An 18,851-nucleotide genomic window follows, 5' to 3' on the forward strand; every position below is an offset into this window, starting at 1 on the left:
CCGCGCGAGCTGTCATGACAACATGATTACGGCAGCATCGCGCGAATTCTGAACGGCTCCGCTACTGCGAAGCGCCGGGCGCGTCGGGTGTGGCCTGCACCGGCGCCGGAGACGGTGCAGCCGAAGGGGCGGCAGCCGGTGCGGCGCCGAGGCCGGTGCTGCTTCCGCCCGCCGCGCTCGCCCCCGCAGGCGGCTGCGCGGGTTGCGGCTGCGGCTGCGATGCGCCCGCCGACAGCGCGGCGGCCGACGCGGCTACTTCGGACGCCGGCACCCATTCCTCGACGATGCCGCCCGATGCCGCTTCGGGCGCCGATGCGGCTGACGCGGCCGACGCCGCGCCCGTATCAGCGTCGGGCGCATGCTCCACCCGCTGCGTCCTGGCCGGTGCGGGCGCCTTCTTCGCCTCGGGCGGGAACCACGTGTCGACCAGATCCGTCACGCGCTCGCGCAGCGACGCGAACCAGCCCGGCGACGGCTCGGTATCGAATTTCGCCTTCGTGTCGACGATCCGGGCGCGCTGCGCACGCTGGAAGAAATCGCCGACCATCGGCAGCGCACTGTGCGCGCCCTGCCCCCAGTAGTCGCTGCGCAGCGTCACGCGGCCGTCGTCGAACCCGACCCACGCACCGGCGACGAGGCCGGGCTGCATCAGGATGAACCAGCCGTCCGCGTTGTCCTGCGTCGTGCCCGTCTTCCCGGCCACGTCACCCCGGATCCCGAAGCGCGTGCGGATGCTGCCGCCCGTGCCGCGCGTCACGACGTCGCGCATCACGCTGAGCAGCGTCTTGTCGGTTTCGGCGTCGAGCGCGCGCTCGGGCGGCGCCGGCGCGTATTCGGCGAGCACGTCGCCCTGGCGGTTCTCGATGCGCGTGACCATCTGCGGCTCGACGTACAGCCCGCCGTTCGCGATCGTCGCGTACGACGCGACCATCTCCTTCAGCGTGACCGGGCTCGTGCCGAGCGCCAGCGACGGCACGCGTTCGAGCGGGCTTTCGCGCACGCCCATGTCGCGTGCAAGCCTGGCCACGGCAGCCGGCCCGACCTTCTCCATCACCTGCGCGGTGATCCGGTTGCGCGACAGCGCGACCGCGTCGCGCAGCGTCATCGGTTTGCCGGTGGGCGGCACGTCGTCGTTCGGCCGCCAGATCTCGCCGCCCTTCAGCGGAATCTCGACCGGCTGGTCGATGAAGGTGTCGTCCGGCTTCATCCCGTTCGCGAACGCGACGCCATAGACGAACGGCTTGAACGTCGAGCCCGGCTGGCGCCGCGCCTGCGCGACGTGGTCGAACGGCTCGTTGGTGAAGTCGCGGCTGCCGACCCACGCACGGATCTGCCCGTCGCGCGGATCGATCGCGAGGAAGCCGGCCTGCACGTCGGTCTTCGTCTTGCACAGTGCGCGCATGAACCCACGGTCGGCCGCGAGCAGCTTCATCGCGGCCGCGTCGTCCTTGCCGGCGTCCTGCGCGGCCTTGTACTCGGGCGACTCGCGCATGAAGGTGCGGAACACCTCATTGTCGGTGCCGCAGCCGTCGCGGCCGCTCCACGCGTTGTTCGCGATGCCCTGCAACTGGTTGCCCTGCAGCGTGAGCGCCTGCGTCGCCATCTGCTGCAGCCGCGAGTCGATCGTCGTGCGCACGATCAGCCCGTCCGAGTAGATGTTGTAGTCGTTGCGGTCGGCCCACGCGATCAGCCATTTGCGCAACTGCTGCGCGAAGTGCGGCGCCGGCCCCGGCGGCTCCTTCTGGCGCTCGAAGTCGATCCGCAGCGGGCGGCGCTGCAGCTGCGCGAACTGCGCGGGCGACAGCTTGCCGTACTTCACCATCTGGCCGAGCACCGTATTGCGCCGCTGCAGCGCACGCTCGGGGTTCAGCACCGGGTTGTAGTAGCTGTTGCCCTTCAGCATCCCGACCAGCGTCGCGCTGTCGAGCACGTCGAGCTCGTCGGCCGACTTGTCGAAATAGGTACGCGCGGCCATCTCGACGCCGTACGCGTTGTACAGGAACGGCACCGTGTTCAGGTAGGTCTCGAGGATCTGGTCCTTGCTGTAGACCGCCTCGATCTTCAGCGCGGTGATCGCCTCCTTCACCTTGCGCGTGAGCGTCGGCGCACGGCCGATCTCGTCCGGATACAGGTTGCGCGCGAGCTGCTGCGTGATCGTCGAGCCGCCCTGGCGGCTGCCCGAGAACGTATGGAGCGCGGCCGATGCCGTGCGCTTCCAGTCGAGGCCGTGGTGCTCGTAGAAGCGGTGATCCTCGGTCGCGATCAGCGCGTCGACCATGTGCGGCGAGATCTGCTTGAGCGGCACCCATTCGCGGTTCGACGGCTTGAATTCGGCCAGCAGCTTGCCGTCGGCGGACAGCACCTGCGCGGGCTGGTCGACGCGCGCCTTGCGGATGTCGCCGATGCCCGGCGTGAACGGAATGAGCACGACCACGTACACGACGAACAGCGCCGGTACGGCGGCGCCGGCGAGCAGGACGCCGCGGCGCGTCGGGTGGCGGACATGCTGCCACGCGGTGGCGGCGAAGGGCTTGACCCGCGCGACGGCGGCAGCCGCGACGGGTTGGGCGCGCGCGACCCATCTGGCACAGAAGGCACGCACTGACGACACGTTTCGGCGATTCACGCGGGTGGAGCTCGGCTGAAAAGGGTGCATCGTACCAAACTCGCGCGGGCCGCCGAACGGCGATGGCGTGGCAGCGGCACACACCGGGCGGCTGAGCGGCCGTTCACACGCAAAAAAGGCGCGCGCCCCGTGACGGGAGCGACGCGCCAAGCCTGGTACGACAAACGGGCGGCCGCGCCGGGCGCGGCCGATCGGCGCGGCAACTCAGCGCACGAGGAAACCGTAGGTCAGCGGATCGCGCTCGTCGACGATCCAGTTCGCGAACCCGCAGATATGCGCGCTGCCTTCCACTTCCGGAATCACGGCCGGGAAGTCGCCGACCGTCGTTTCGCGCAGCACGCGCCCCTTGAAGACCGTGCCGACGATCGATTCATTGACGAGCGTGTCGCCCGCCGCGAGCAGCCCGCGCTGGTAGAGCTGCGCGACGCGGCCGCCGGTGCCGGAGCCGGTCGGCGAGCGGTCGACCTCGCGATCCGCGAACACGCAGCAGTTCGCCTGCGTCGAGCCCGGATGGCGCGGCGCGTTCGCGATGATCGTGCCGTAGATGTGGTTGATCTCCGGGATCTCCGGATGCACGACCGGGTACTTCGCGTTCGCGGCGGCCTTCACTTCCGCGCCGAAACGAATCAGCTTTTCCACCGCCGATTCGCGCACCGGCAGGTCGAACGGCGCACCGTCGACGTAGAAGTAAAACGCGCCGCCGTACGCGATGTCGCCGGTCACGGTGCCGAACGACGGCGTCTCGACCGACACGTCGCGCTGCCAGATGAACGACGGCACGTTGACGAAGCGCACCGGCCCCGCATGCTCGCCGTCCCACTTGACGAATGCTTCGATGAAGCCGCACGGCGCATCGATGCCGACCCGCGTTTCCGGCACCGTGCGCTGCACCCAGCCGAGCTCGACGGCCGCGGTCGACAGCGCGATCACGCCGTGCCCGCAATGGTCGCTGTAGCCTTCGTTGTGCACGAAGATCACGCCGAAATCCGCGTTCGACGACACGGGCTCGGTCAGGTAGCCGCCGTACATGTCGGCGTGGCCGCGCGGTTCGAACATCAGCGCACGGCGGATCTCGTCGGCGTTGTCCTTGAGCCACGCGCGGCGCTGGACGATCGTGTCGCCGGGCGCGCGCGGCAGCCCGCTCGTGACGATGCGGAACGCTTCGCCGCCGGTATGGACTTCGACGGTGGAAAGGGATCGGGAAATTTTCATGGGGGAATCTAAAGCGTTGAAACGAAGAACGGCGGCCGCGCCGCCGTCCGATGGCAGGCAGGCCGTTACTTCGCGTACGGTTCCGGCAGGCCGTTGCGGATCACGTAGACGGTGGTCGGCGCGCCCTTCAGGTCGCCGTTCGCGTCGAACGAATAGGTGCCCGCGACGCCCGTGTAGTTCGACTTCGCGAGCTGCGCGATCAGCTTCGCCTTGTCGGTGGTCGTGCCGGCCTTGACCATCGCGTCGGCGAGCAGCTTCATCCCGTCGTAGTAGTTCACGCCATAGACCTGCGTATCGGTGTGATACGTGTCGTGGTACTTCTTCAGGAATTCGCGGCCGGCCGCCGTTTTCTCGAGCGCGACGCCGCCCTGCGCGCAATAGACGATCGACGCCGCGTCGCCCGCGACCTTGCCCATGTCGGCCGAGCAGATGCCGTCGCCGCCGAGCAGCTTCGCGCGCAGGCCGCGCTGCTTCATCTGCTTGGCCATCGGCGCGCCCTGGGCCGCATAGCCGCCGAGGAAGATCACGTCGGGGTTGCTGGCCTTGATCTTGGTGAGAATGCCGAGGAAATCGGTGGCCGACGAGTTCGTGTATTCCTGGTCGACGATCTTGATCCCGTTCGCCTTCGCGACGTTCATGAACTGCTCGGCCACGCCCTGCCCGTACGCGGTGCGATCGTCGATCACGGCGGCGGTTTTCGCGTTCAGCGTCTTCGCGGCGAAGGTGGCCATCGTGCCGCCGAGCTGTTCGTCGCTCGCGCCGATCCGGAAGATGTTCTTGAAGCCCTGCTTGGTCAGCGCCGGGTTCGACGCGACCGGCAGCATCGGCACGCCGGCAGTCGAGTACACGCGCGATGCGGGAATCGCGACGCCCGAGTTGTACGGCCCGAGCACCGCGACCACGCCTTTGTCGACGAGGTTCTGCGCAACCTGCACGCCGGCCTTCGGGTCGGCCTGGTCGTCGTCGGAGACCAGTTTGAACGTGACGGTCTTGCCGGCGACCTTGATGCCGGCCTTGTTGAGTTCGTCGACGGCCAGGCGCGCGCCGTTTTCATTGTCCTTGCCGTTCGCGGCCTGCGGGCCGGTCAGCGGCGCCGAATGGCCGATCATCACGACTTCCTGCGCGTGCGCGGAAGTCAGCGCGCCGGCGGCGATGGCCACCGAGAGCGCGGTAACGAGGTGTCGCATGATGTCTCCTGATTGGTTTTGTGTGAAACCAATGTAGGATACGCGTGGTCACCATGCAAGCAATTTCAAAATAAACGCTTCGATTTTGGTCATATTCAGACCAGAACGAGCCCGGCACGGTCACTTCGGCGTGATGTCGCGCCGCACGCGGCGGATGTGCTGCTCGACATAGAACGCCGCCGCGTCGGCGTCGCCCGACACGATCGCCTCGTAGATCAGCCGGTGTTCGGACACGTAGAGCCGGATCCGGCCCGCATCGTAGATACCGTCGTCCTTCAGCCGCTTCCACAGCGGCTGGTCCATCGTCTTCGCGACTTCGTCCGCGATCTTCACGATCAGCGCGTCGCCGGTCATCAACGCGAGTTGGCGGTGAAACAGCCGGTCGCTCTCGTTCCACAGCGCGCGCTGATGCGGATCGTCGACGTCGGTAATGGTCTCCATCTGAGCCAGGTAGCGTTCGGCGCCGGGGTCGGCGCGGCCGTGTGCGGCCGCGAGGCGCGCGATCGCGGGCTCCAGGATCAGCCGCACGTCGAGCGTCGACGTCGGGCTGAAATCGGGCTCGGACGCCCGGTGCGTGTCGCCGCGCTCCGCGAGCACGTCGAGCGGCGACGCGACGACGTAGGTGCCCGAATTGCGCTTCGTGAACACGAGCCCTTCGTTCTGCAGTGCGCCGAGCGCCTCGCGCACGGCCGGCCGGCCGACCTGGAACAGCACCGCGAGCTCGCGCTCGGACGGCAGCCGCGACTCGGCGGCGTAGCGCCCCGCGCGGATCTCGTCGCGGATCTTCTCGGCCACCTGCTCGTAGATCTGCAGCGGCCTGAAACCGCCTTCGAGTGTGTCGGGACGCGCGGACATCATCGTATGGCTCCTGCCCGGTCGCGGGCGTGAATCTGGAATGGGTTCGCACTATACCGGAGCGCGCCGGCATCGAGGCCATGGCGGCCCTTCTGGACAGATATTAGAACCAAAACCGGCGAGGTGCTTTATTTTCTGGGTTGCGAGCGAGCCATCAAGTGGTATAGATTCGATCCACACTGCCCTGTGTCACGGTATCCGGCAGCCCTGTGGCGGGCGCGGCATGCGCCCGTCGTCCACGCTCACCGACGCATGCGACGTACACGATGACCGCTCTCTCCCCGATTCCCGTTTTCGATGCGGCCGACACGGCCGCGCTGCTCGCCTACCCGGCGCTGCTCGCCACGCTCAGGCAGGCCGTCGCCGACTATGCGGCAGGCGAGATCGTCAGCCCCGAACGCCTGGTCGTGCCGCTGCAGGCGGGCGGCGTGATGCTGTCGATGCCGTCGAGCGCGCGCGACCTCGCGACCCACAAGCTCGTGAACGTATGCCCGGGCAACGGCGCGCGCGGGCTGCCGACGATCCTCGGCCAGGTCACCGCATACGACGCGACCACCGGCGAGATGCGCTTCGCGCTCGACGGCCCGACGGTCACCGGGCGCCGCACGGCGGCCATCACCGCGCTCGGCATCCAGGCGCTGCATGGCGCCGCGCCGCGCGACATCCTGCTGATCGGCACCGGGAAACAGGCGGCCAATCATGCGGAAGCGCTCGCCGCGATCTTTCCCGAAGCGCGCCTCCACGTGCGCGGCACGAGCGCCGACAGCGCAGCGGCATTCTGTGCCGCGCACCGCGCGCAGGCGCCGCGTCTCGTCCCGCTCGACGGCGACGCGATTCCCGATGCGATCGACGTCGTCGTCACGCTGACGACGAGCCGCACGCCCGTCTATCGCGAAGCCGCGCGCGAAGGCCGGCTCGTGGTCGGCGTCGGCGCGTTTACCGCGGACGCGGCCGAGATCGATGCGAACACGGTGCGCGCCAGCCGGCTGGTCGTCGACGATCCGGCCGGCGCGCGCCACGAAGCCGGCGACCTGATCGTCGCGCAGGTCGACTGGCAGCACGTCGCGTCGCTCGCCGACGTGCTGGGCGGCGCATTCGACCGCAACGGGCCGCTGCTGTTCAAGAGCGTCGGCTGCGCGGCGTGGGATCTCGCCGCGTGCCGCACGGCGCGCGATGCGCTGGCCGCGCGTCAGGCCGGCTGATCCCGCAACGTCCCCCGTCAGCCGCGCTCGCGGCATCGCCACCTCGAGGCCGCTCCGGCGATTTCCCGTACGCGTTGTAGGAATCGCCCTACAACGCGTCGCAGCGGCCTACATCAACTTCCAATTCGGCCGATTTCATTTTCGGCGGCGCAACACGATACTGCCGGCATGAATGCCAGCCAGTTACCCGCCGCGCTCCGGGTGTTTCTCGTCGATCATGCCGCCGCCGTCCGGCAGCGGATCGCGCTGCTCGTCGGCGCGATCCGCGGTGTCGCCGTCGTCGGCGAGGCGGAAGACGGCCAGGAAGCGTTGGCGCACATCCGCAGCAGCCAGGCGGACGTGGTGATCGTCGACCTGCGGCTGGCGGACGGCAGCGGCCTCGACCTGATCGGGACGCTGTCGAAGGCCGCGCCGCGCGTCGTCACGATCGTGCTGACGAATCATTCGGCGCCGGCATTCAGAGAGGCATGCGCATCGGCCGGAGCCGACTACTTCTTTGACAAGACCGTCGAATTCGACGCCGCATGCCAAGTCATCGAATCCCTGGTGCACGCTCGCGTGCATCGCCCCTGACGAGCCGGAGTGACTCATGTCAACAGCCACCCCCTGCGCCGCCGACGTATCCATCACACCTCGGCCGACGATTCCGCTTCGCGCGGTCACGCGTGCCGACGCCGCCAAACATCCCGCCGCACGCTGCTCGGTATGCGCGATGCGCTCGATGTGCCTGCCGCCGCACCTGACCGCGGCCGAATACGGCCGCCTCGACTCGATCATCTGCACGACCCGGCAGGTGCGCCAGGGCGACGCGCTGTTCCGCACCGACGACCCGTTCCAGAGCATCTATGCAGTGCGCGCGGGTTCGTTCAAGACGGTGATGATGCATCGCGACGGCCGCGAGCATGTAACGGGCTTCCAGATTGCCGGTGAAACGCTCGGAATGGACGGCATCGGCAGCGGCCAGCATTGCTGCGACGCGATTGCGCTCGAGGACAGCGTCGTGTGCATCATCCCGTTCGGTGCGCTCGAAGCGGCGTGCCGCGAGATCAAGCCGATGCAGCACTTCCTCTACCAGATGCTGAGCAGCGAGATCGTTCGCGAATCGAGCCAGATGCTGCTGCTCGGCACGATGTCGGCCGAACAACGCGTCGCGCATTTCCTGCTGAACCTGTCGTCGCGCTTCGAGGCGCGCGGCTATTCGGCGACGGAATTCAACCTGCGGATGACGCGCGAGGAAATCGGCTGCTATCTCGGGATGAAGCTCGAAACCGTGAGCCGGATGTTCTCGCGATTCCATCGCGAAGCGCTGGTCGAAACGCGCGGCAAGCGCGTGCGCATCATCGACTCGCAAGCGCTCGCACGGGTCTGACGGATCCGGGCTACGTCTGGCGGCGCAACGCGCGATGCATCATCGCACCGCGCCACCGGCCGCCGCGTTGCGCAGCCCCACCCTTGCACCGGCCGTCTGGCACGCGATCAGCGCCTGTCCGGCCTGCGTGAACACACGGCGCAGCACGTCGTCCATGTCGTCGCCAACGCACGGCGGCAGCGGCCAGCGCGCCATGTCGTGCATGATGAGCTCGAGCCGCGCGTCGTAACGACGTGCGCCATCGGCGGCGGCAAGCGACTCGATCGTAAGATGGCAACCGGTGATCAGCGCGCGAAACCGTTCGAGCCGCACCAGCTGCGCGCCGGCTTCGGCTTCAACCGCGGCGGTCCCCGCGAATCCAAGGCAGGCGATCTGCATGCCCACGCCCATGTCGTGTCTCCTGACGGGGCCGCCCGCTCGTCGACCGCCTTGCATGTGCCGCCCGCACCGAAAGGCGGCGGCACGTGTTGCCCGTGGCACGGCGCGATTTCTGCGATCGCTGCCCGGCCGATAGTCTGCCCGCGCCCCCACCGGCGCGGGTCCGTTCATACGTTGAAGGTTTGCGACGTCTTCATCTCGATCCACGTCATGCCGGCCCGCAGCCCTTCGATCATCGCCTCGCGTTCAGTCAGATACGCATGGCTGTGCTCGAACGTGTGATGAAAACGCGCGGCGCCGGTGCCATGCTCGACCGACACGCGGCAGCGGAATTCGCCCGACTCGCACGGGCGCGTCTCGACTTCGACGGACCAGTCGCGTTCGTGGATGTTGCCCTGCAGTGTCATGCTCCCTCCTGCGGTATCAGTCTACGAGCCGGAAGTGGCCGCTGTGCAGCAGCACCGGCCGGCCGCCGATTTCCTCAAGCATGCGTCGTGCCATCGCCTCGATCGCCGACCGGTGCGCGTCGAACGCAGCCAGCAAGTCGCGTTCGAGCAGCGACGGCGCGCCGAAATGATCTTCCAGCGCCTCGGCCGTGACCGCGCACTGTACGCAACGTCCGTCGACCAGTGCCGAAAACGCCACGACCAGATCGCGTGCGCAGTATTCGGGTGGTTCCGGCGGGAAGGCAATCTGCATCTGTCCGCCTGTCATCGTCGTGATCGCTCCATGACAAGAGCATAGTGGCGCGCGCGCCCGCACGCTTGACCCACGTCAACCGGTTCGCTGCGCCGCACGATAACGGCGCGGCAGCGTGCCGGCGCGGCTGCGCGGCACCGCCACGAACGGCTTTCAGCCCGCGTCGGGCTCGATCGCCGCGCCGCGCTGCGCGAGCAGCTCGCGCAGCACGCTGCGGTGGCAATGGCGCTCGTCGTCGCAATAGCAGCCGATCGAAAACGCGGTGGTCGCCGACAGCGCCGCCAGCAGGTCGAGCACCTTCGGCGCATCGCCCTGCGCCATCTCCGCGCGGAAATGACGCCGGAACGCGTTCCATTCGGCATCGGTTTCGGCGGCCTGCGCCTGGGCGACGAGTTCCGGGCTCGGCGACAACGTCGGCAGCCATACATCATAGTAGTTGCGCGACGCGAATTCCGCCTTCGGCACGCCGCGCGGCGGCCGACGCACCGTGCCGATCCGCAGGCCCTCGCCGGCCGCGCGCGGCGTGCCGAGCTGGATGATCCGGATGCCCATATGCTTCCTTCCGAGTCGCGTTGGATGCCGTGATCGTACCCCTGCGCCCGCCTCCGCGTCAGCCCGGGTGGCGCACATTGCGGCCGCACAACGAAAAACCGGCTGCCCCCTTGCGGAGACAGCCGGTTCGGCCAGCCGCGTTGCGCGCCGGGGCACGCCGCGCTCAGACGCCGCTCTTCAGCACCTTGCCGATGGCATCCGCGACGATGCCGACGTTCGAGTCGTTCAGGCCCGCGACGCACATCCGGCCCGAACGCAGGACGTATACGCCATGCACTTCGCGCAGCGCATCGACCTGCGATTCGGTCAGGCCCGTGTACGTGAACATCCCGCGCTGCTTCACGTAGCGCGTCAGTGCCTCGCCGCTGACGTGGTCACGCAGGCCGTCATGGATCGACTGGCGCATCCGCGCGATGCGGCGGCACATCGCCGCCAGTTCCTCTTCCCACTGCTTGCGCAGCGCAGGCGTGCCGAGCACGGTTGCCACGACCTTCGCGCCGTAGGTTTGCGGATTGCTGTAGTTCGAGCGCACGGCGCCCGCCAGCTGGCCGAGCACGCGATCGGCCGCGGCGGCATCCTCGCAGACGACGCTCAGGCCGCCCACGCGCTCGCCGTACAGCGAGAAGTTCTTCGAGAACGAGTTCGCGACCAGCGCCGGCACGCCGCGGCGGGCCAGCTCGCGCACCGCGAACGCGTCCGCGTCGAGGCCCGCGCCGAAGCCCTGGTACGCCATGTCGACGAACGGCAGCAGGCCGCGCGCCTCGATCACGTCGATCAGCTTCTCCCACTGGCCTTCGTCGAGGTCGACACCGGTCGGGTTGTGGCAGCACGCGTGCAGCAGCACGATGCTGCGCGCCGGCAGCGCGTCGATCGCCGCGAGCATCGCGTCGAACTTCAGGCCGCCCGTCGCCTCGTCGTAGTACGGGTACGAGTTCACCGTGAAGCCGGCGCGCTCGAAGATGAAGCGATGGTTTTCCCAGCTTGGATCGCTGAGCCACACCTGCGAATCCGGGAAATAGCGCTTCAGGAAATCGGCGCCCACCTTCAGTGCGCCGGAGCCGCCGAGCGTCTGCAGCGTCGCGATGCGGCCGGCCGCGCGGGCCGGGTGATCGGCGCCGAACACGAGCGCCTGTACGGCGTCACGATACGCGGCCAGGCCGACCATCGGCAGGTACGGCTTCGCGCCGCTGTCGCGCTGCAGCATGGTTTCGGCTTCGCGCACGGCGCCCATCACCGGAATCCGGCCTTCGGCGTCGAAGTAGATGCCGATGCTCAGGTTGACCTTCTGGTCGCGCGGATCTTTCTGGAAGTTCTCGTTGAGCGTCAGGATCGGGTCGCCCGGGTACGCGTCGATGTGTTCGAACATGGCTTGAGTCGGTCTCGTTTGGAAGAATGATCGGTGGTGGCCTGCGTCAGCGTGCGGATGCGCCGTCGTGCATCGCGTAGCCTGCATTCTTCTGACGGAAGCGATACCCGACCGCGAGCACCGCGAGCCATACCGGGATCAGGTACACCGACAGGCGGAGATCCGGCGTCAGGTACATCACGACGAGAATGCCGGCCATGAATGCCAGGCACAGGTAATTCGTGAAAGGATAGCCCAGACTGCGGAAGGAAGTCTCCTCCCCGGCTGCGCGCTTCGCCTGGCGGAACTTCAGGTGGATCAGGGTGATCATCGCCCAGTTGATGATCAGCGCCGACACGACGAGGCCCATCAGCACCTCGAACGCCTTGCCCGGCATGAAGTAGTTGACCAGCACGCACAGGCCGGTCGCGAGCGCCGACGCGCCGAGTGCGGCGAGCGGAATGCCGCGCTTGTTCACCGAGCACAGCACCTTCGGCGCGTTGCCCTGCTGCGCGAGGCCGAACAGCATCCGGCTGTTGCTGTACACGCCGCTGTTGTAGACCGACAGCGCGGCCGTCAGCACCACCACGTTCAGCACGTTGGCCACCACGTTGCTGCTCAGCGCGTGGAAGATCAGCACGAACGGGCTGCCGCCGGTGACGACCTTTTCCCACGGATACAGCGACAGCAGCACAGCGAGCGCGCCGATGTAGAAAATCAGGATGCGGTAGATCACCTGGTTGGTCGCGCGCGGAATGCTGCGCTTCGGATCGTCGGCCTCGGCCGCGGTGATGCCGATCAGCTCCAGCCCGCCGAACGAGAACATGATCGCGGCCATCGACATCACGAGCCCCGACACGCCGTTCGGGAAGAAGCCGCCGTGCTGCCACAGGTTCCGGACACTCGCCTCGGGCCCCGCATGGCCGCTCGCGAGCAGCCAGCCGCCGAAGCCGATCATCCCGACGATCGCGGCGACCTTGATGATCGAGAACCAGAATTCCGTCTCGCCGTACGACTTCACGCTCGCCAGGTTGAGCAGGTTGATCGCGCCGAAGAAGACCAGCGCCGACACCCAGGTCGGCACGCCCGGCCACCAGTACTGCACGTAGATCCCGACGGCCGACAGCTCGGCCATGCTGACGAGGATGTACAGCACCCAGTAGTTCCAGCCCGACAGGAAGCCGGTGAAGTGGCCGACGTACTTGTTGGCAAAGTAGCTGAACGAGCCGGCGACGGGCTCGTCGACGACCATCTCGCCGAGCTGGCGCATGATGAAGAACGCGACGATGCCGGCCACCGCGTAGCCGAGCAGCACGGACGGGCCCGCCATCTTGATCGTCTGCGCGATGCCGAGGAACAGCCCCGTGCCGAGCGCGCCGCCGAGCGCAATCAGCTGGATGTGCCGGTTCTTCAGCCCGCGCTTCAGGCCGTCGCTCTCGTTTCCAGAAACCATGTCTTCTCCACTCTGTCCGCCCCCGCCTGCAGCGGGGTGCGGCGCGCCTCGGTGTGCCGGGCGCTGTTTTGGTGTGCCGGGGCCGTTCGTGGAGCCGCCGGGTTGGGGACTGCAATCTTCGCGTGGCGGCGCCCGATTCGCGTCGGCGTGCCCGCCAGACCGGCCGCCGACTGTCGCCGCGCCCGCATTGCTGCGTTCGCACACGAAAATCCGGCGTCAGTTTAGCGTCGCGACGGCGAAATCGGGTTTCGTAACCCGTTCATGCAAACCCTACATTATGAGATAAGATTGCATCCAGGAGACGGATGAGGAAACAAAAATGCATGAACCGGTTCTGGATCGCCTCGATCGCCACTTGCTCGCGATCCTGCAGGAGAACGGCCGCGCGTCGAACCTCGACCTGGCGAAGGCCGTCGGCCTGTCGCCCGCGCAGACGCTGCGCCGCCACCGGCGGCTGGAGGAGATCGGCGCGATCCGCCGCTACGAAACCCGGCTTTGCCCCGATACGCTCGGTTTCGGCGTGACCGCTTTCGTGCACGTGACGATGGAGCGCGGGCATATCCGCGACCTGTCGAAGTTCCAGAAACTGGTGTCCGATCTCGCGCAGATCCAGGAATGCTTCTCGGTGACAGGCGACATCGACTATGTATTGAAGGTCGTCGCACACGACCTGAAAGGCTTGTCGCGATTCCTGCTCGAGACGCTGATGCGCATTCCCGGCGTGAGCGGCGTGCACTCGAGCGTGTGCCTCGACGAGATCAAGTGCACCAGTGCGATGCCGGTCGAGGCCTGATGTAGCGGGCCGCGCGCCGGGCCGGCCCCGTTATCTCGCCACTTCGAACGCACTGATCAGCAACGCCCCCGCCGCGATCACCGTGCAACCGGCCGCGCGGCGCGGTGTCAGCCGCTCGCCGAGATACACGCGCGCGATCAGCGCCGCGAACACCACGCTCGTTTCCCGCAGCGCCGACACCGGCCCCATCGGCGCGCGATTCATCGCCCAGATCACGATGCCGTACGCGAGCGCCGCGAACACGCCGCCGCACGCGGCCTTCGCCGTCTCGCCGACCTCCTGCGTCAGCCGCAACGGCCCCGCCCGCAGCCGGTAGTACGCGGCCATCATCGCGCCCGTCAGCACGAACATCCACGCGGTGTAGCCGACCGTGTTGCCGCTTTCCCGCACGCCGATCCCGTCGACCACGCTGTAGGCCGCGATCGACACGCCGGTCGCGAACGCGGTCGGCAGCACCTGCATCATCCGGTGCTTCGCGCCGCGCCCGCGCTCCAGGCCGATCGCCAGGATGCCCGCGCAGATCAGCACGAGCCCGCATTGCGCGCCGACATTCAGGTGCTCGCCCGCGAACGCCGCCGCGCCGAGCGTGACGAGCAGCGGCGCGGTGCCGCGCGCGACCGGATACGCGACGCTCAGGTCGCCGTGCTCGTACGCGCGCACCAGCAGCAGCGTATAGACGACGTGCAGCACGGCCGACGCGACGACGCACGCCCAGCTCGCCGCCGAGATCGGCGCCGCGGCCGGCAGGAACAGCAGCGCGAACAGCCCGATCGCGATCTGCAGCACCGTGGCCGACCGGAGCCGGTCGCCGCTGCTGCGGACGAGCGCATTCCATGACGCGTGCAGGAACGCCGCACACAGAACGGCAAACAGGACGGGGATCGGCACGATGAATTCTCGCTGACGGTCGGCCACGCGAAATCGTCGCCGCAGGGCGTTCATCGTAGGAATACGTCATCCGATTGTCAAAATACCGGCGCTGCGCCGCACCGTGCGCCAACCGGTCGATCGCGCCGTGTCCGCCGCCCCGCGCGGCATCCGCGGCGACCGGCCCGCGCGCCTCGATATGTGACGCGAAGGTGGCATGCGGCCTCCCCCTTTCCATTCACTTTCGCATCGCATTCCGCCGTAATGAAATCGATACCGCAGCGCAATCGCGATGAAACCACTCCGTCCCCATATCTTCATGCGGGGCTGTTCCAATGCGCGTGCTCTCTCACGAGCTCCGCGCCGAACCGACACGGCGAACGGGGCCGCTCTCCACCATCGAAGACCTTACCTGGAGTTTCCCGATGTTCCGTCAAGCCTTGCTCGTCACCGCCTGCGCAGCCGCGGCGCTGGCGCTGTTCGCCTGCGGCGGCAGCGACGATCCCACGTCGACGCCTGCCGTGTCGTCGCAGGATGCGCTGCAGACCGCCACGCCGATCAAGCACGTCGTCGTGATCTACGGTGAAAACATCTCGTTCGACCACTACTTCGGCACCTACCCGAACGCGACGAACCCGTCGGGCGAACCGGCGTTCACCGCCAAGTCCGGCACGCCGACGATCAACGGGCTGACGGGCACGCTGCTCACCGCGAACCCGAACTTCACGAACACGGCCAACGGCACCGACGCGGCGAATCCGTTCCGCCTCGACCGCACGCAGGCCGCGACCGCCGACCAGAACCACGCGTACACGGCCGAGCAGCAGGCCGAGGACAACGGCCTCGCCGACCTGTTCCCGAAATACACCGGCAAGGGCTCGTCCGGCGGCGCCGGCGCGTTCGGCACGAAGGGCCAGGTGATGGGCTACTTCGACGGCAACACCGTGACGGCACTGTGGAACTATGCGCAGCGCTTCGCGATGAGCGACAACACGTTCACGACGGTCTACGGCCCGTCGACGCCGGGCGCGCTGAACGTCGTGTCGGGCCAGACCAACGGAATGCAGATCGTCAAGACGTCGAAGCAGCCGTCGACGCTCGCCGCGACCTCGTACTACATCAATGACGGCCAGGGCGGCCTCACGATGATCAACGACGTCGATCCGGGCTACGACGTGTGCTCGAGCACGACCGACCAGGCGATGATGACCGGCAAGAACATCGGCGACCTGCTGAACAGCGCGAAGATCACGTGGGGCGGCTTCATGGGCGGCTTCAACCTGTCGACGACGAACGGCAACGGTACGACGGGCTGCGCGCGCAGCACGGTCGCCACCGCCGTGAACGCCGCGACGGCCGACTACATCCCGCACCACAACTGGTTCCAGTACTACGCATCGACCGCGAACCCGCAGCACACGCGCCCGAGCTCGGTCGCGGCGATCGGTTCGAGCTTCCAGGCCGACGGCAAGACCGCCGAACCCGCGAACCACCAGTACGACTCGGACGACTTCTTCGCGGCCGTGAAGGCCGGCAACTTCCCGTCGGTCAGCTACCTGAAGGCGCCGGCGGCGCAGGACGGGCATGCGGGCTATTCGGATCCGCTCGACGAGCAGGCGTTCGTGACGAAGGTCGTCAACTTCCTGCAGCAGCAGCCGGACTGGCAGAACACGGCCGTGATCGTCACCTATGACGATTCGGACGGCTGGTACGACCACGTGTACACGCCGCCGACGCACGCCTCGTCGGACGCGGTCGACCAGCTCAACGGCAGCGGCAAGTGCGGCACGGGCGGCACCACCGGCGTGAACGGCGCGACCGTGAACGGCCGCTGCGGCCCGGGCGTGCGCATTCCGCTCGTCGTGATCTCGCCGTACGCGAAGCAGAACTACGTCGACCACACGATGCTCGACCAGGCGTCCGTCGTGCGCTTCATCGAAGACAACTGGCTCGGCGGCCAGCGCATCGGCGGCGGCTCGTTCGATGCGACGGCAGGCGACCTGCGCGCGTTGTTCGACTTCACGTCGAAGCCGAACACGACGCCGCTGTATCTCGACCCGACGCTCGGCACCGCTTTGAGCGCGGCCCCGGCGATCTGACCGGTACTGCCTGACCGCATGGCCGGCGCATCACGCGCCGGCCGTTTCCATTTCAACGCGTCGCTTCGTGCGACGCCCGTTTTTCGACCGACAGCATGACAGCTCGCCCCGCGTTTCCGTCTCCCGATGCCGCCGGCGCGCCCGCGCCGCGCGCCCCTTCCCGCCTGCTGCGCCGCGCGGCGTTCGTGCTCGGCGCGGCCGTGATCGGCTATGGCGCATTCGCGATCGCGTTTCCCGCACGCGTGCCGGCGGCGATCGGCACCGTGGTCGCCGACTGGACGGGCGCGAATCCGCATCCGGTCGTGCTGCAGCGGCCCGCTGCGCAACCGCTGTCGGCGGTCGCGCAGCTCGGCCGCGCGCTGTTCGCCGATCCTTCGCTGTCCGCGTCGGGCAAGCAGTCGTGCGCGTCGTGCCACAGCCCCGATCATGCGTATGGCCCGCCGAACGCGCTCGACGTGCAGCCGGGCGGCCTCGCGATGACGCAGCAGGGCTATCGCCCGCCGCCGTCGCTGATGTACCTGTACCGCCAGCCGAACTTCAGCATCGGCCCCGATGCCGGTGAAAACGACGCCGCGCCGAGCGTCGCGCAGCAGGCCGCGTCGGCGGCCGGCGTCGTCAAGGCGCAGAAGGTAGCCGGCACGTCGGCCGCGCCGCAGCTCGTGCCGCAGGGCGGGATGTTCTGGGACGGCCGCGCCGATACGCTGCAGCAACAGGCGTTCGGCCCGCTGCTGAATCCGGTCGAGATGGCGAACGCGAGCGTCGACGACGTCGCGCGCAAGCTCGCGCAGTCGTCGCATCGCGCGCAATTCGAGCAGCTGTTCGGCGCGCGCGTGTTCTCCACGCCGCAGCTCGCGGTGTCGGAGGCGATGTTCGCGATCGCGCGCTACCAGGTGGAGGATCCGTCGTTCCATCCGTACGACAGCAAGTACGACCGCTGGCTCGAAGGCCGCGCGCGCCTCACCCAGGCCGAACTGCGCGGGCTGCGCCTGTTCAACGACCCGGACAAGGCGAATTGCGCGGGCTGCCACCTGTCGAAACCCGGCAAGGACGGGCTGCCGCCGATGTTTACCGATTACCAGTACGAGGCGCTCGGCGCGCCGCGCAACCGGGCGCTCGCGCAGAACCGCAACCCGGCGTTCTACGATCTCGGCGTGTGCGGGCCGTTCCGCGACGACCTGAAGGACCAGACGCAGTATTGCGGGATGTTCCTGACGCCGACGCTGCGCAACTCGGCGACGCGCCACGTGTTCTTCCACAACGGCGTGTTCCACACGCTCGACCAGGTGATGGCGTTCTACAACGAGCGCAGCATCGCGCCGCAGAAGTTCTATTCGCGCGGCGCGGACGGCAAGGTCGACGAGTACGACGACATCCCGCCGAAGTATCGCGCGAACGTCGACGTGACCGATGCGCCGTTCGATCGCAAGCCGGGCGACAAGCCCGCGATGACGGCGCAGGACATCAAGGATATCGAAGCGTTCCTCGGCACGCTGAGCGACGAGCCGGTGCGGCACTGAGTGCCGGTTGGCCGCCGCGTCGGGGCGCGTCGCGTCAGCAGCGCGCGCGGATGCAGAGGAAAGCCGGGGCCAGCGACAGCTCCGCATGAAGCCGCTCCGAGGCGGCCTTCATCTCGGGCAGCGGCTTCGGCTCGACGAACCGGTCGAGCCGCCAGCCGCTGTCGGCCACGGCGTTCAGGATGTCGGCGAGCGGCCGCCGCCACGCTTCGACATAGGGTTTCGGTTCGCCGAAACCCGACCAGTGAAAGCCGAAGCGGGACGTATCGAAATAGGTGCCCTCGCCGCGCGTGCGTTCGTCCATCCAGTCGCGCATCGGATGCGCCATCGAAAACACGAGCGTGGCGCCCGGCCGGGCGACCCGCCGGAATTCGCGCAGCGTCGGCAGAAGATCGCGCACGTAGTCGAACGCGAGCGAGCAGACGACCTTGTCGAATGCTGCGTCGGGCAGCCGCCCTGGCGTGCGAGGTGCGCGCTGCAGATGCCCGGCCCGCAGCCGGCATCGAGCACCGTCAGGCCATCTACGTCGCCAAGCAGCGCCATCGTTGCCGGACGCTCGTAGAGCGCGTTGTGCGCCTTCGTCGGCGCGATGTCGGCGTAGCGTTGCGCGAAGCTTGCGTACGCCTGGCGGCCGGGTGGTTCGTTCGGATCGGTCATGCAGGCTCCGTCGGCGGAAACTGAAGGTGCCGATTCTGCCCGA

At 68.0% G+C, this 18,851-nt stretch carries 17 protein-coding genes and 1 pseudogene; 6 read left to right on the forward strand and 12 right to left on the reverse strand.

The genetic code is table 11. The features are described from left to right. Positions 1-61 precede the first annotated feature (61 nt). The 4 genes from C5O79_RS18555 to C5O79_RS18570 form a co-directional block, all read right to left on the reverse strand. Entirely contained in the window at positions 62-2,656 is a 2,595-nt protein-coding gene (locus C5O79_RS18555) for a transglycosylase domain-containing protein (RefSeq protein WP_046547769.1), read from the reverse strand. Positions 2,657-2,830: 174 nt separating this feature from the next. Continuing rightward, positions 2,831-3,838, reverse strand: a complete 1,008-nt coding sequence (lhpH, locus tag C5O79_RS18560; RefSeq protein ID WP_046547768.1) for a trans-3-hydroxy-L-proline dehydratase — start codon at positions 3,836-3,838, stop codon at positions 2,831-2,833. Between the two features lie 65 nt (positions 3,839-3,903). Next, the gene (locus C5O79_RS18565) at positions 3,904-5,025 is read right to left on the reverse strand and encodes a branched-chain amino acid ABC transporter substrate-binding protein (RefSeq protein ID WP_046547767.1); all 1,122 of its coding nucleotides are present in this window, start codon (positions 5,023-5,025) and stop codon (positions 3,904-3,906) included. Positions 5,026-5,145: 120 nt separating this feature from the next. Beyond that, positions 5,146-5,883: a GntR family transcriptional regulator gene (locus C5O79_RS18570; RefSeq protein WP_046547766.1), complete on the reverse strand. Its 738-nt coding sequence runs from the start codon at positions 5,881-5,883 to the stop codon at positions 5,146-5,148. Positions 5,884-6,146: 263 nt separating this feature from the next. Here C5O79_RS18570 and lhpI point away from each other — a divergent pair, with 263 nt between their 5' ends. The 3 genes from lhpI to C5O79_RS18585 all read left to right on the forward strand — a co-directional run bounded on the left by lhpI (position 6,147) and on the right by C5O79_RS18585 (position 8,451). Further along, positions 6,147-7,082, forward strand: a complete 936-nt coding sequence (gene lhpI, locus C5O79_RS18575; RefSeq protein ID WP_122475762.1) for a bifunctional Delta(1)-pyrroline-2-carboxylate/Delta(1)-piperideine-2-carboxylate reductase — start codon at positions 6,147-6,149, stop codon at positions 7,080-7,082. A gap of 168 nt (positions 7,083-7,250) precedes the next feature. After that, the gene (locus tag C5O79_RS18580) at positions 7,251-7,655 is read left to right on the forward strand and encodes a response regulator transcription factor (RefSeq protein WP_122475760.1); all 405 of its coding nucleotides are present in this window, start codon (positions 7,251-7,253) and stop codon (positions 7,653-7,655) included. 16 nt (positions 7,656-7,671) lie between these two features. Next, positions 7,672-8,451, forward strand: a complete 780-nt coding sequence (locus C5O79_RS18585) for a helix-turn-helix domain-containing protein (RefSeq protein ID WP_046547763.1) — start codon at positions 7,672-7,674, stop codon at positions 8,449-8,451. Between the two features lie 39 nt (positions 8,452-8,490). Here the strand turns inward: C5O79_RS18585 and C5O79_RS18590 are convergent, their stop codons facing one another. The 6 genes from C5O79_RS18590 to C5O79_RS18615 all read right to left on the reverse strand — a co-directional run bounded on the left by C5O79_RS18590 (position 8,491) and on the right by C5O79_RS18615 (position 12,878). Next, complete coding sequence (locus C5O79_RS18590; RefSeq protein ID WP_131931565.1) at positions 8,491-8,841, reverse strand: metal ABC transporter ATPase; 351 nt, start codon at positions 8,839-8,841, stop codon at positions 8,491-8,493. A gap of 155 nt (positions 8,842-8,996) precedes the next feature. Next, positions 8,997-9,236: a UDP-glucose 4-epimerase gene (locus C5O79_RS18595; RefSeq protein WP_122475758.1), complete on the reverse strand. Its 240-nt coding sequence runs from the start codon at positions 9,234-9,236 to the stop codon at positions 8,997-8,999. A 16-nt stretch (positions 9,237-9,252) separates the two neighbouring features. Further along, positions 9,253-9,543: a DUF1488 domain-containing protein gene (locus tag C5O79_RS18600; protein WP_046547761.1), complete on the reverse strand. Its 291-nt coding sequence runs from the start codon at positions 9,541-9,543 to the stop codon at positions 9,253-9,255. Between the two features lie 138 nt (positions 9,544-9,681). Further along, positions 9,682-10,080: a DUF488 family protein gene (locus C5O79_RS18605; protein WP_047850022.1), complete on the reverse strand. Its 399-nt coding sequence runs from the start codon at positions 10,078-10,080 to the stop codon at positions 9,682-9,684. Positions 10,081-10,243: 163 nt separating this feature from the next. Next, positions 10,244-11,446, reverse strand: coding sequence for an amino acid aminotransferase (locus C5O79_RS18610; protein WP_122475755.1), 1,203 nt, complete (start codon positions 11,444-11,446; stop codon positions 10,244-10,246). A 46-nt stretch (positions 11,447-11,492) separates the two neighbouring features. Further along, positions 11,493-12,878, reverse strand: coding sequence for an amino acid permease (locus tag C5O79_RS18615; protein WP_046547758.1), 1,386 nt, complete (start codon positions 12,876-12,878; stop codon positions 11,493-11,495). Between the two features lie 319 nt (positions 12,879-13,197). Here C5O79_RS18615 and C5O79_RS18620 point away from each other — a divergent pair, with 319 nt between their 5' ends. Continuing rightward, positions 13,198-13,671, forward strand: a complete 474-nt coding sequence (locus tag C5O79_RS18620; RefSeq protein ID WP_039367332.1) for an Lrp/AsnC family transcriptional regulator — start codon at positions 13,198-13,200, stop codon at positions 13,669-13,671. Positions 13,672-13,701: 30 nt separating this feature from the next. Here C5O79_RS18620 and C5O79_RS18625 read toward each other — a convergent pair whose 3' ends face one another. Then, the gene (locus tag C5O79_RS18625; RefSeq protein WP_046547757.1) at positions 13,702-14,613 is read right to left on the reverse strand and encodes an EamA family transporter; all 912 of its coding nucleotides are present in this window, start codon (positions 14,611-14,613) and stop codon (positions 13,702-13,704) included. 350 nt (positions 14,614-14,963) lie between these two features. On the opposite strand from C5O79_RS18625, the gene C5O79_RS18635 reads away from it, so the two are divergent. Further along, positions 14,964-16,637: an alkaline phosphatase family protein gene (locus C5O79_RS18635; RefSeq protein ID WP_122475753.1), complete on the forward strand. Its 1,674-nt coding sequence runs from the start codon at positions 14,964-14,966 to the stop codon at positions 16,635-16,637. A 95-nt stretch (positions 16,638-16,732) separates the two neighbouring features. Continuing rightward, positions 16,733-18,154, forward strand: a complete 1,422-nt coding sequence (locus C5O79_RS18640; RefSeq protein ID WP_131931567.1) for a cytochrome c peroxidase — start codon at positions 16,733-16,735, stop codon at positions 18,152-18,154. Positions 18,155-18,188: 34 nt separating this feature from the next. Here the strand turns inward: C5O79_RS18640 and C5O79_RS18645 are convergent. Further along, positions 18,189-18,808 (reverse strand): annotated as a pseudogene (locus C5O79_RS18645) (methyltransferase domain-containing protein). Between the last annotated feature and the right edge of the window lie 43 nt (positions 18,809-18,851).

Origin of the sequence: Burkholderia sp. SRS-25, assembly GCF_004343765.1 — a bacterium.
In the GTDB taxonomy this organism is placed as follows: domain Bacteria; phylum Pseudomonadota; class Gammaproteobacteria; order Burkholderiales; family Burkholderiaceae; genus Burkholderia; species Burkholderia contaminans.